Origin of the sequence: Lacticaseibacillus camelliae DSM 22697 = JCM 13995 (genome assembly GCF_001311195.1) — a bacterium.
GTDB lineage: Bacteria > Bacillota > Bacilli > Lactobacillales > Lactobacillaceae > Lacticaseibacillus > Lacticaseibacillus camelliae.
Genome location: NZ_BBAJ01000067.1, coordinates 1 through 12,238 on the forward strand (window position 1 = coordinate 1; position 12,238 = coordinate 12,238).

Annotated in this window: 12 protein-coding genes and 4 pseudogenes; 15 read left to right on the top strand and 1 reads right to left on the bottom strand. The window is 55.5% G+C overall.

Annotated elements, in window-relative coordinates:
• The 3 genes and pseudogenes from JCM13995_RS10520 to JCM13995_RS10530 all read left to right on the top strand — a co-directional run.
• Positions 1-390: orotidine 5'-phosphate decarboxylase / HUMPS family protein (locus JCM13995_RS10520; RefSeq protein WP_173581561.1), on the top strand; the 390-nt coding region annotated here is incomplete at its 5' end.
• Positions 383-1,014, top strand: a pseudogene (gene pyrE, locus JCM13995_RS10525) (orotate phosphoribosyltransferase). The gene JCM13995_RS10520 and the pseudogene pyrE, both read left to right, overlap by 8 nt.
• A 41-nt stretch (positions 1,015-1,055) precedes the next feature.
• Positions 1,056-1,996, top strand: a pseudogene (locus tag JCM13995_RS10530) (dihydroorotate oxidase).
• A gap of 63 nt (positions 1,997-2,059) precedes the next feature.
• Here the strand turns inward: JCM13995_RS10530 and JCM13995_RS10535 are convergent.
• Positions 2,060-3,754: pseudogene (locus tag JCM13995_RS10535) on the bottom strand (Rqc2 family fibronectin-binding protein).
• A gap of 162 nt (positions 3,755-3,916) precedes the next feature.
• On the opposite strand from JCM13995_RS10535, the pseudogene JCM13995_RS10540 reads away from it, so the two are divergent.
• The 12 genes and pseudogenes from JCM13995_RS10540 (at position 3,917) to JCM13995_RS10600 (ending at position 10,817) form a co-directional block, all read left to right on the top strand.
• Positions 3,917-4,787, top strand: a pseudogene (locus JCM13995_RS10540) (DegV family protein).
• A gap of 99 nt (positions 4,788-4,886) precedes the next feature.
• On the top strand, positions 4,887-5,453 hold the full coding sequence (locus JCM13995_RS10545; RefSeq protein WP_054665406.1) for an NUDIX hydrolase: 567 nt from the start codon (positions 4,887-4,889) through the stop codon (positions 5,451-5,453).
• Positions 5,454-5,612: 159 nt separating this feature from the next.
• Positions 5,613-6,263, top strand: a complete 651-nt coding sequence (locus JCM13995_RS10555; RefSeq protein ID WP_263849660.1) for an HAD hydrolase family protein — start codon at positions 5,613-5,615, stop codon at positions 6,261-6,263.
• Between the two features lie 77 nt (positions 6,264-6,340).
• Complete coding sequence (locus tag JCM13995_RS10560) at positions 6,341-7,156, top strand: hypothetical protein (protein ID WP_054665415.1); 816 nt, start codon at positions 6,341-6,343, stop codon at positions 7,154-7,156.
• 93 nt (positions 7,157-7,249) lie between these two features.
• Entirely contained in the window at positions 7,250-7,561 is a 312-nt protein-coding gene (locus JCM13995_RS14640) for a hypothetical protein (protein ID WP_054665419.1), read from the top strand.
• Positions 7,477-7,935, top strand: a complete 459-nt coding sequence (locus tag JCM13995_RS10570) for a VTT domain-containing protein (protein WP_162230949.1) — start codon at positions 7,477-7,479, stop codon at positions 7,933-7,935. The genes JCM13995_RS14640 and JCM13995_RS10570 overlap by 85 nt, the downstream gene beginning before the upstream one ends.
• Before the next feature lie 73 nt (positions 7,936-8,008).
• Positions 8,009-8,431 carry a S66 peptidase family protein gene (locus JCM13995_RS10575; protein ID WP_054665425.1) on the top strand — a complete coding sequence of 141 codons (423 nt, stop codon included), beginning with the start codon at positions 8,009-8,011 and terminating at the stop codon, positions 8,429-8,431.
• Positions 8,432-8,443: 12 nt separating this feature from the next.
• Positions 8,444-8,638, top strand: a complete 195-nt coding sequence (locus JCM13995_RS10580; RefSeq protein WP_054665428.1) for a hypothetical protein — start codon at positions 8,444-8,446, stop codon at positions 8,636-8,638.
• A 37-nt stretch (positions 8,639-8,675) separates the two neighbouring features.
• The gene (locus tag JCM13995_RS10585) at positions 8,676-9,116 is read left to right on the top strand and encodes a L,D-transpeptidase (RefSeq protein WP_054665432.1); all 441 of its coding nucleotides are present in this window, start codon (positions 8,676-8,678) and stop codon (positions 9,114-9,116) included.
• Positions 9,117-9,164: 48 nt separating this feature from the next.
• Positions 9,165-9,446: a hypothetical protein gene (locus tag JCM13995_RS14645; RefSeq protein WP_156314448.1), complete on the top strand. Its 282-nt coding sequence runs from the start codon at positions 9,165-9,167 to the stop codon at positions 9,444-9,446.
• Complete coding sequence (locus tag JCM13995_RS10595) at positions 9,412-9,864, top strand: L,D-transpeptidase (protein WP_082397822.1); 453 nt, start codon at positions 9,412-9,414, stop codon at positions 9,862-9,864. The genes JCM13995_RS14645 and JCM13995_RS10595 overlap by 35 nt, the downstream gene beginning before the upstream one ends.
• A 200-nt stretch (positions 9,865-10,064) precedes the next feature.
• Positions 10,065-10,817, top strand: coding sequence for a nucleoside phosphorylase (locus JCM13995_RS10600; protein ID WP_054665441.1), 753 nt, complete (start codon positions 10,065-10,067; stop codon positions 10,815-10,817).
• The last annotated feature ends 1,421 nt before the right edge of the window (positions 10,818-12,238 follow it).

A 12,238-nucleotide genomic window follows, 5' to 3' on the forward strand; every position in this document is an offset into this window, starting at 1 on the left:
CTGCCGGCTCCTAAGCTGCTGGCGATCACGCAGCTGACGTCAACGTCTGCGACCATGATGCACCAAGAGCTGCAAATCGAAGGCCCAGTCGTGGATTCGGTCCAGCACCTCGCCGCTGTGGCGCAGGCGGCTGGGGCCGACGGGGTGGTCGCCAGTGCCCAGGAAGCACCCCTGATTCGGGCCATCACGCGGCCAGACTTTTTGATCGTCACGCCTGGCATTCGGCCAGCGGGCAGTCAAAAAGGGGACCAGGTCAGGATCACGACGCCGGGTCAAGCGGCACAGCTGGGCAGTTCGGCGATCGTGGTCGGCAGACCGATCACCCAAGCGGCTGACCCAGTCTTGGCTTATCAGCACATTACTGAGGAATGGAGGCACGCAAATGTCTGAAATTGAAACCACCATTGCAACCGACTTGTTGACGATCGGCGCGGTCACCCTGCGGCCAAAAGAACCGTTTACCTGGGCCAGCGGCATTCATAGTCCCATTTACACGGACAACCGCCTGACCATCTCGTATCCGGCGGTGCGCACGCGCATTGCGACGGGCTGGCCGCACTGATCAAAACGCAGTACCGAGACGTGCAAGTGATCGGCGGCGTGGCCACGGCGGGGATCCCGCACGCGGCGCTGGTCGCCGAGCGGTTGAACCTGCCGCTGGTCTATGTCCGCAGCAAGCCCAAGGACCACGGCCAAGGGCGGCAAATCGAAGGAAAGCTGGACCCCGGCGCTAAGCTGGTGTTGATCGATGATTTGCTGAGCACCGGCGGCTCGGTCCTTAAGGCGGCAGCCGCGGCCCGGCAGGAAGGGGCGGATGTCGTCGGCGTAGCGGCGATTTTCAGCTACCAGCTGCCGGCGCTCACCGCTAATTTTGAAGCAGCCAAGACCAAGTTCGTCACCCTGACCAATTACACCACGCTGATCCAAACGGCGCAGGCGCACGGGCAGATCGATGCGGATGAACTGGCGCTGCTGCACGCCTGGCGCAAGGATCCTGCGCACTGGCAGGCCTGACTTGTTGTCCTTGATGCAACCAAAGAAGAGGAGCGTATCGTATGCTGAGCCTTGAAACCACGATTGCCGGTCGCCACTTTGACCGCTGCTTGATGAATGCGGCAGGTGTCCGCTGCCAGTCCAGCCGCGATTTAGACGCGCTGGTGCAGTCACATGCCGGCGCCTATGTCACGAAAAGTGCTACCCCAGCGCCGCGCCCGGGGAATCCATCGCCGCGCATGGCCACCATGCCACACGGCAGCTTCAACTCCATGGGTCTACCCAATAACGGCCTGGCGTATTACCTTAACTACGTGCTGGCGGACGAGCAAAAACGCCCAGGGAAAACAAATTTCCTGTCGCTGGCTGGTACCAGTCTTGATGACAATCTGGCGATGCTTCACCAGATTAACGACTCGGCCTACCAAGGCTTTGTGGAACTGAATCTGTCTTGTCCCAACGTGCCGGGGCACCCGCAAACGGGCTACGATTTTGAGGCCACCCGGCAAACCCTGGAAGCCGTGTTCGAATTTTACCAGAAGCCGCTGGGCGTCAAGCTGCCGCCGTACTTCGACATGGCGCACTTTGATACGATTGCTGACATTCTCAATCAATTTCCACTGAGTTTCGTCACGACCATCAACAGCGTCGGCAACGGCCTGATTGTCAATTTCGAGACCGAAACGGCGGCGATTAAGCCCAAGGGCGGCTTTGGCGGGATCGGCGGCGCTAGTATCAACCAACCGCACTGGCCAACGTGCGTGCCTTGGCCCAGCGTCTGAACCCCGACATCGCCGTGATTGGTGTCGGCGGCATTATGAGCGGCCGCGACGCTTTTGAACACATTTTGTGCGGCGCCTCGATGCTGCAGATCGGCACGCAGTTTGGGTACGAAGGGCCGGCAGTCTTTACCCGGATCGAAAAAGAGCTTGGCGACATCATGCTGCTAAAGGGCTACACTAGCATTGACGACTTCCGCGGCAAACTTAAGACCCTCGATTAACCACCAGCAACGCCAAAGCGGCACCTCAGATTTGCTCTGGGGTGCCGCTTTTTGTAACTGCTTTTACATCGTGGGCTGGCGCCGGAGCCGCTCGACAACGGCCTCGTCCGGGGTCACCACGACGGTGCGCTGGCTTCATAGACCACAAACCCCGGCTTGGCCCCGTTAGGCTTGCGGATCTTCTTGACCTCGATCCAGTCGACCTGGACATTCGCCGAAGCGCGACTCTTGGAAAAGTAGGCGGCGAGCATCGCGGCCTCCATGAGGGTCTTGTCACTGGGTTTGGCGGCATCGATGATGACGTGGGAACGGGACGTCCTTGGCGTGCAGCCAAATATCCGTTTTGGCCGCCTTGTGCAGGGTGAGCTGGTCGTTTTGCAGGTTGTTCTTGCCGACCCAGATCTTGGTGCCATCCGAGGCGTAGAACTCCTCGGGCTTGGCAATCTTGTGCTTTGGCGCCTTCTTGCCTTGCTTGTGGACTTTGAGGTAGCCGCCGTCCTGCAGCTCGGTGCGAATATCATCGAGGTCTTTAGGGCTGGCGATTTCGATCTGCGCCATGATCCCGGTCAGGTAATCCAGCTCGCTTTGGTTCTGCTTCATTTGCTCGTTGACGTAGGCCACGGCGTTGCGCAGCTTCTGGTAGCGGGAAAAATACTTCTGCGCGTTTTTTTTGACGGTGACAGCTGGTTGGACAGACTGATTTTCAGCGGCTTCATGTCGTCGTAGAAATTCGGCAGGGTGACGCTGGTGTCGCCGCGCTTGACCTGGGCCAAGTAGGTCGTGAGGATCTCACCGCGGATGCGGTAGTCGTCCGCTTTTTCGGTGTCCTTCAGTGTCTGCTTCAGCTTCTTCTGCTTTTTTTCGTCGCGCTCGATCAGCGTCTTCAGCGGCCGGATCAGGTTCTCGCCCTGCGTGCGGACGCGGTCGTGCTCGGCCTTCTGCGCGTAAAACGCGTCCAGCATTGCGCTCAGCGTGTTAAAGGTCTGCTGCTTGCCTTCATGCGTCTGGTAGGGCAGGGCGGAGAAATTCACCTTGGTGCCGGTCGTGATGGTCGGCGTCGGGTGATCAAGCTGCGCAAAAAAAATCGTCCCAGGCGGCGTCGGGCTCGCCGGCGCTGAGGCGGGCGGCCAACTCCTTGGCGGAATCGCCGGCCAGCCCTTGGTAGTGACGCTGCAGGAGTTGCGAAAGTGGCACGTCTTTGGTCTTCATCAGTTCCCGGTAGCCGCGGGTGTCATCGGTAAAGGGATCGACCTTATCCTGCGCCGGAGCGGGAATGTACGGCGCACCCGGCAGCAGCGTGCGGAAGCGGTCCTGATCTGGGCCGACGTGGCGGATCAGGTCGATGATCTTGCCGGTTTTCAGGTTGACCAGCGTGATGTTCGAGTGGCGCGCCATGATCTCGACCACCAGGCGGAGGCTCAAATCGTCACCCAGCTCATCGCGGGTGGAAAAATCCAGCTGCAGCACGCGGTCGTTGGCCACTTGCGTCATGGATTGTAAAGTGGCACTGGCCAGGTACTTGCGCAGCGTCATGGTAAAATTAGTTGGCACCTTCGGGTTTTCGTAGGGGATCTGGGTGATCTGGACCCGAGCAAACTGCGGATTCGCCGACAGGAGCAGCGGCCAATTCTTGCGGTTGGCCCGAATCGTGATGATGACTTCATTATTGTAAGGCTGGGTAATTTTATTGACCCGGCCGCCCACCAGGGGCTGCAGTTCTGCGTTCATCGCATGCGTGAATAAACCGTCAAATGACATCGCGCACCTCTTTTCTGCCGGCGTTCAGCCGGTCAATTACTGCTACTCATTTTACCGGTTTTCAAGGCCCGACGCAAAGCGCCAGCCGCGCGTTATTCTTCAAAAATAAGAGAGATAATGTTATGCTGTTCTAAGCAAATTCAGAAAAAGTGGGTGTAGCAAATGAAGATCGCCGTCGTGACCGACAGCACCGCCTATCTATCCGAGCAGGAAATCGCGGCCAATCACATCAAAATCGTGCCGATTCCCGTCATCTTGGACGGCAATGTGTACGATGAAGGCAAGGACATCACCACTGCAGAATACTACGCTAAATTACGCACCGCCAAGACCTTTCCCAGCACGTCCCAGCCGCCGCTGGGTGAGGTGCTGAAACTCTACGAAAACCTGGCGAATGAAGCTACGACACCATCATCTCGATTCACCTGGCCAGCACCATTTCCGGCTTTGTGGAAACGCTGCGCGCCGCCGTGGCCGACTTCAAGCCGGCACACGTGATCGTTTACGATTCGCAGATCACGGTCATTTTAATGGGGGAACTGGTCCTGACAGCCGCCAAAATGGCGGCGGCCGGCAAAGCGGCAGACGAAATCATTCAAACCCTGGATGCGCTGCGGGCAACCATGGTGAGTATTTCATCGTCAACGACCTGCAGAACCTGGTCCGCGGCGGCCGTTTGAGCAACGCAGCGGGGTTCATCGGCGGCATGCTGAAGATCAAACCGCTTCTGACCTTCGACGACGACTCCCACAAAATTGTCGCCTTTGAGAAGGTCCGCTCGCTGAAAAAGGCCTACTCGCGCGTTGAAGAACTGCTGGCCGCGGAACTTGCGAAGGTCAATTACCCGGTCAAAGCTTGGGTCATCCACGCGAACGACCCCGACGCCGCCATGGCCTGGCAAGCCGACCTGAAGCAGAAATTCCCGCAGGTGCCGTTTGAGATTTCGTACTTCGGGCCCGTCATTGGCACCCACTTGGGGGAAAAGGCCATTGCCGTCGCCTGGATCCAGGACCTTAGCCGCACCACGAAGTAATCTCAAACCAGCCGCTTATTCGACTGGTTTTTGGTATGATTGAATAGACGCCTGACGTACCTGCGTCGGCAAATAAATCAGTTAATAATCGAGGCAATTATGTTTATTCATGCATCCCAAAAGAAGGGCCGCGTGCTATCGGCCCGCACCGTTTACAGCGGCCACATTTTTGATGTGATCCAGCAAACCATCGACACCCCTGACGGCCTGCGCGTTGAGCGCGACCTGATCAAGCACGCACCAGCCGTCGCCATGCTGGCGCTCACACCGGACGATCAGGTGCTGATCAACCGGGAATACCGGGTCGGCATCAACGGGGAGTCCTTCGCGCTGCCGGCAGGCTTGATGGACCCGGGGGAAAATCCGACGGTCGCAGCCAAACGCGAATTGGAAGAGGAAACCGGCTACGTCACCGATGACATCACCGAAATGTGCGCCATTCGGTCCAGCGAAGGCATGACCGACGAGCTCGTGCACCTCATGCTGGTGCACATTGATCCGGAAAAGCGCACCCCGAAGCACTTTGACCAGGACGAGTTTGTGACCAGCCAGCTTGTGCCGCTGGATGAGGTCGTGGCCGCCGTCAAAAGCGGCAAGATTGCCTCCGCGCAAAGCGTTGGCGCCATCAGCTACTACGAGGCATTCATTAAAGGAGACCGCGCATGAGTTTGAAAGACGTGAAGTTTATCGCCACCGACATGGACCACACGCTGCTGACTGAAGCCAGCGTGCTGCCGCCGCGGTTTCAGGACCGGCTGGACGCCTGGAGCATCTGGCATTCAGTTCGGCATTGCCAGCGGCCGGCCGCTGTACACGCTGCAGGATATTTTTCCCAGCTACCACCAAAAGCTGGCACTGATCTGCGACAACGGCGGGGTGATCAGCTATCAGGGGCAGATCATCAGCAAAACCCTGATGCCGACCGCAACAGTGCAGGAAATGGTGCGCGTGATTCGTGATGAAACGGACGGTCTGCCGCTGATCTGTGGCATCGACGAGGCAATCGGCCAAACCAAAGATCAACAGTACGACTCAGTTTACCGCGAGTTCTACCACCAGCTGTCCTACCGCGAGGACTTGAGCAGCTGGACCGGTGAGGCCGATAAAGTCACGATTTACCTGCCAAACGGCGATGCCAAGGCGGTCTTTAACGATGTGATCAAACCGCGGTTTGGCCAGAATTTCTCAGCGGCCATCTCCGGCCCGGTCTGGATCGACATCATGATGCCCGGCATCAACAAGGGCAACGGCATGCGCGCCATCGGGAAGCAAATGGGCATCACCACCGATGAAATGATGGCATTTGGCGACAATTTCAATGATGCGGAAATGCTCAAGGCCGTGAAGTACAGCTACCTGGTCAATAATTTTGCGCCGGGCATGGAACAGTACGCCAGCTACCGGACGGGCACGAACGAGGAATTCGGGGTCGTGCAGGTGCTGGACCAAGTCATCGCTGCCCACCAGGCCAACTAGTACTGAGCTGCTGAGACGCAAAAATGAGGCAAAACCATGAATTTTGACTATTCTGCTTATGATAACGCGGCCGTGCAGTGGCTGGGACGCCGGAGGACCGTGAGCTGTTTAAGGCGCATCGCGACGGCGCCACTCTCCTGAGCACTAACGGCGAAGTGGTGGGCGCGCTGACCACTTGGCGCAACCCGCTGCATCCTTATTTGCTGCGGTTTGTGACCGTGGCCACGGCCAAAGCCGCGGCATTGCCGCAGGCGGAGCTGGCGGACGCGCTGCTCACGCCCGTCGTTGATCGGGCCAAAAATGCGGGCCAGCGCGGGATCCTGACAGTCAGCACCGACACGCAGTCGGCGCTGCGGTCGGCGACAATTTCCCGCGGTCTGCGCCGGATCCGGACGACGTTTAAGCCCAAGCTGGTGCTGAAAACGGCCCAAACCGCAACCGTGTCTTTGACCCCAGGGACGCGCCTGCTGTCGCAAAGCGATTTGCTGCAAAGCACACCCTTAAGCACCGCGCTGATCCAAACCGCCTACCTGACTTACCAAAAGCGGCACGATGTCGACCCGGTCAAGCCGTTTTCGGATAACGACTGGGCGCCGCGCATCCTGACCGATTTGGAGCCAACTGCCCCGCTGGCCCTAGCGCAAGGGGACAACGTGGTTGCGTACTGCCTGACCTATCTGCGTGGTAACACGCTCGAATTCGGCGGTGCCTGGGGCCAGGACCATGGCCTCCTGGATGGCCTGCTGGCATACACGTTGCCAGCCTTGGCGAGTCGCTATGAGACCCTTGAAGGCGCCTTCGCCGACGTTGACGAAGGCGGCATGCAGGTTTACATGTCGTTTCCTGATCAGGCGACGGCGCAGGAACTTGCCGCGTTTGCCATTCTGTTTTAACGATTCTGACCCGCTCGCGGGTCTTTTTTTGACGGATTTTCATGCGTAAGTCGCGGCGTTCAGTTAAACTAGGGGCAACTGGGAGGTGGTCTCGTGAAACGCCAGCTGAAAATTGCCTTATCGCTCCTTGGGGCGCTAGTGGCAGCGGGCATTGGCTACGGTCTGTGGCTGCAGTACCGCGGTTCCGTTTCACTGCTGCTTGACACCACCACCCGGGCGGAAAACGCGATCGCCAGTCTCCGCGACTACGGGCCTTTGGAGGTCATTCTCTTCTTCGGGCTGCTGGTGCTGATGTGCTGCATTCCCGCGCCCCGTCCTCTGTGGTCGCCATTTTTACCGGGGTCTGCCTCGGCGACTGGGCGGGCTTTCTGGTCAGCGCCGCGGGACTCACCGCCGGCAATCTGATCCAAAGTGGCGTCTTGAAACTGCTGGCCGACCGGCGGGATAAGGCACCGACCAACCGGCTGTACAAGGCCTTGGTCAGCATGAAGCACCCCAGAATTGGTCTGCTGATTGGCTACGCGGTGCCGATGATTCCCACCATGCTGGTCAATGTGGCCTCGGTGCGGCTGCGAGTGTCGGCGCGCTCACACGTGCTGGTTTGTTTGCTTGGCAGCACCTTGGTCGCCGCCATTTACGCGTTTGGTGGTGACGCGTTGATCCGCGGCAATCGCCGGCTGTTGATCACGGTGATCATTGCCTTTGTCGCGCTGTCTGCCCTGATCCTATTCATCAGGAAGGACCGCCAGCGCCACCGCGATGCTGAGCCTGAAAAGTAGGGTCGAAACCGATGTGAAACACCTGCAGCAAGTCTGGCCGACTATCTGCCAATGAACGAGCCATCATGGCCTGATGCCCAAGCGGGCAGAGTGGCAGGGCAAAATCCTGTTCATTGAAACCAGCGAGGAACGGCCTGAACCCGCCAGTTATCGCCTGATGCTGGCGCACCTAAAGGCTTACGGCATCTTTGACCAGGTGGCGGCAATCGTTGCGGGCAAGCCACAGGACGAGCAGTATTACAATGATTATAAGCAGATCTTGCGCGATGAAACTGCCGCTTGGAACCTGCCATTGCTGTTCAACGTCAATATCGGGCATGCTTATCCGCGCACAGCCCTGCCGTACGGCGCCGAAGCAGTCCTCGATTGTTCGCAGCAAACGCTGACGAGCACCGAGCCTTTTTTTTCAGCTGAAGGCCCGGTCCAGGCCGGTTCACCATATCGAGCTGTGCAATTGTATGGTACAATAAGTAACCGAAAATACTCAGGTTTTTAAAGGAGAACGCACATGCGTCAGGTTCATTTTCCGCATCTCAAGAAACGCTATCAGCCTTGGTTATGGGGCCTAGTGGCGATTCTCGTCGTTTTGGCAGTGGGTGTGCAGGTGACTGGCCACCTGCAAGCCGCCTCATCGACGCCGCGGCAGGAGAAGACCAGCCGGCAAGCAAAGCCGGTTAAAAAAAGTCCCAGCCAAAACGGCTAAGACTAAGCCCGCGGCAAAGCCGGCAGCGCCTTCGGTGATGCGCAAGCCCATCGATTGGCACCAGCCATCCGAAACCGTGGCATATCCGAAAATCACCAGTGCCGACAAGGTGGCCATGTACGTGAACGTGGCCAAGCAGCGCGTGTACGTGTTGGTCAATGGGAAAAAGGCGTACACAATGTATTGCTCAAGCGGGATCGATAACCGCACGCCCAAGGGCCACTTTCAAATCGGCACTCGCGGCGATCACTTTTACACGCCGTCAGAAAAAATGGGCGCGAATTACTGGACGGCTTTTTACGGTACCGGGTATCTGTTCCATTCCGTTCCGACAGACGTGAACGGCCATTATCTGCCCAAGGAAGCCGCTAAGCTGGGCAAGGAACCGGCTTCTCACGGCTGCATTCGCCTGAGCATTGCCGACGCCAAGTGGGTCAACCAGACGATTCCGACCGGAACGCCAGTGGTTATCAGCTAAGGTCACAGATACAATCGTGAGTTAAAATCGGGAAGGGGCCTTTGGGGAATGCTTCAACGCAAACAAAATGATTCAGCAAATTCTACTCGGCGGCGCTTTCCTCGCTGGGCCGGTTTAGTCGCGCTACTGGTTGCCGTCATGCTGCTCGCAATCGGTGCCGCTGCGCTTCGCCGCCAGCAGGTGCAGGCCGTTCATCACGAGCGAGTGCAACGTGTGGCCCGAACGTCTCTTAAAAAAAAGGTCACATGCGAAAAAGGCGCGGTCAGCCGCGCATCCAAACAAGAAACCATCTTTGATGAGAAAACCCATCGATTGGCATCAACCCTCTGAAACGGTCGCTTATCCAAATCTGGATCACGTTCAACACTTGTCAATGGAAGTGCGCCTGGATCGTCAGCGCGTCTACATTCGTGGCAACGACAAGCTTCTTTACACGATGTATGCGTCAACCGGGATTGACGGCCGGACGCCCGAGGGTCACTTCAGTATCGGTCAGCGCGGGTTGCACTTCTTCAATTCGAGCCCGGCGGTGCGGTTGGGCGCCAACTACTGGACGTCGATTTACCAGAACCGGATCCTATTCCACACCGTACCATTTGATGCCCAAGGCCACTACGACATTAAAGAGGCCAGCGACTTAGGAATCCGCGCGGGGTCACACGGCTGCGTGCAGCTGAGCATTCCGGATGCCAAATGGATCTACGACAAGATTCCCGAAGGTACGCCAGTCACAATCGATCATCACTAAAATAAACGCTAAGTCTTTCCGCAATATGCCAGTGACTCTTTCATTACTGGAAAGTTGCGGAAAGACTTTTTTTTGATTCAGTGCCAACAAAAAGCCGAGATTTCATAAAACGTGTTTTTCATAAACATTTCCATGGTAGATACTGACTAAGTTTTTGTGATACATTTAGTTCAATAACTACACGAGGAGGCGGTTTAGTCATGGATCTATCACTGCTAAAATATGATGCCAACCCAGACGCGGTGATCAATCCCTTCCGCGATGAAGGTTATCATTTTCCAGCGCGCATGGCATTCCCAATCCTGAAAGATGAAGAGGTCAACCTGTTTGCGGCCGCACACAACGGCGAGCAGCTAGGCATTTTCGAAACTGTCTCAGCAAATTTCCCCGTTTACGCCGTCACGATTGACGGACAGCGAATCGGGCTTTGCCGCTGTCCGCTTGGTGCACCAGCAGCCGCCCAGGTGCTGGAGTATTTGATTGCTTACGGTGCTCGCCAAATCATCGCAGTCGGTTCCTGCGGCGTGCTGACCAGCCAGCCGGAAAATAAGATGCTGGTTGTACAGTCGGCTCTGCGCGACGAAGGAACTTCCTTTCATTATCTGCCCGCCGCTGAGATCATTCAATTGGATGCGAAGTTTGCTGCACAGATTCAGAGCAGTCTGGCGGTGCAGCACATCAATTTTGAGGTTGTGAACACCTGGACCACCGATGGCTTCTTTCGGGAAACGCGAAAGCAGGTGCAAAACCGGCTTCAGCGCGGATTCACCGTTGTTGAAATGGAGAGTGCGGCACTAGCGGCATGTGCCGAATTTCGCGGCGTTCAGTTTGGTCAAATTCTCTTCACAGGCGACTCGCTTGCTGACGTTGAAAACCACAACCCGCGTGATTTCGGCACAGCGTCCCACGATATTGCCTTGAAGATGACGATTTCCTGCCTGGCATCACTCTAGCAATACGTTACTCTGGAGGCATTATTACTACGCCAAACCAGTCCAGGGGGCATCGTACCAATTAAATGAGAGCAGAGAAACTGATACTAATATCGATTTTTTTAAGAGTCGTGAAAAGCCGTGGACGTTTAGTCTGCGGCTTTTCTGTGTGCCAACCAGCTGTACTAGAAATTTGTGAATTCGCAGTCGAAAACAAAAGGGCGCCAGCTATTCTGAAATATACATTTGCGTGAGCAGAACGCGGTATAAATGAAGCCTGATGGAATTCTGCAAAAATTCAGGCACATTTGCCTATTGTCTGTGTGTGGTGGCATTCATCATACATAGTCAGCGTTCAGGACAAACCAGTCTGACTTGAAGCACTTGAACCAATCAACGATAAATAACCGTATACAGAGTATTTGCCATCGTTGATTGTGATCACGGTATCGAGTTTGCCATAAACGTCAAGGCTCACAAAAACGCGAAGAACGAGATATACAAACTCGCATGCACTCGGAAAAAACCGAAGTTCAAAAATTAACAGGCTTTGATTTCATACCAATCCTGTTCAAGGATCAGCTGTCAGCAAATCGACGACGCTTGGTTTAGTCAATTCTCATGTCATGATTGCTGCTGAAGACACAACGACATAGTCAGTCATTTAACTGAGCGGCAAATGGACAGTGGGGCGTACGACATTTAGGGGTGAATTTAGTCCTTTTGCTTTTTGATATATTCTAGTTCACATAATATATATTATACGAAGTTGTTCCTGAGAGCCGAAGAGACGGGCGCTTAGCCAAATCTCGGCCGAAATATCTTGTCTGTCTTCGATTGTCGATCAAATTGACTACCCGTAACCTCATCAATCGATACAACGGCTTTAACTTTCTATACATCATCGCCGTTCAGAATCTCCATCAGCAACTCAGCAGCCATAAGTCTTCCGTAATTATCTACAATTATCTAAGCATTGGATTTCAATCATCCATGAGCAGACGTCTAGTATGCATCTTGCTGACATCGTGATTCTGAGCAATTAGACCATCAACTATACGTGCTGCTATCTGAACTCGCGTCAGAATCACGACAGGTCATCCTGCCTTGAGCGATTGCCAGCGGCTAAGGAAAACGAACCGCATGGTCGGCCTTTGACACCAATTCATCATCATCTGAGCTTAAGGCCGCATCAGCATGACTGAAAGCGCGATTCATTGTGCGGCGATTCTCACAACCGACCTTAACTAAAATGTCGCTGACCCGCAGTGCTAGACAAACTTGCTGCCGAGGCCAGACTGCTAAAATGTGTATTCGTATCAAGAACTATGAATAACGGTTATTAAAGCTAGAAAATAATTATAGAAAATAAAGTTAGACACGGCTAAACTTATTAAACAACAAAAAAATCGGCAGCCAGGACAAATGACCACCTCAATTTT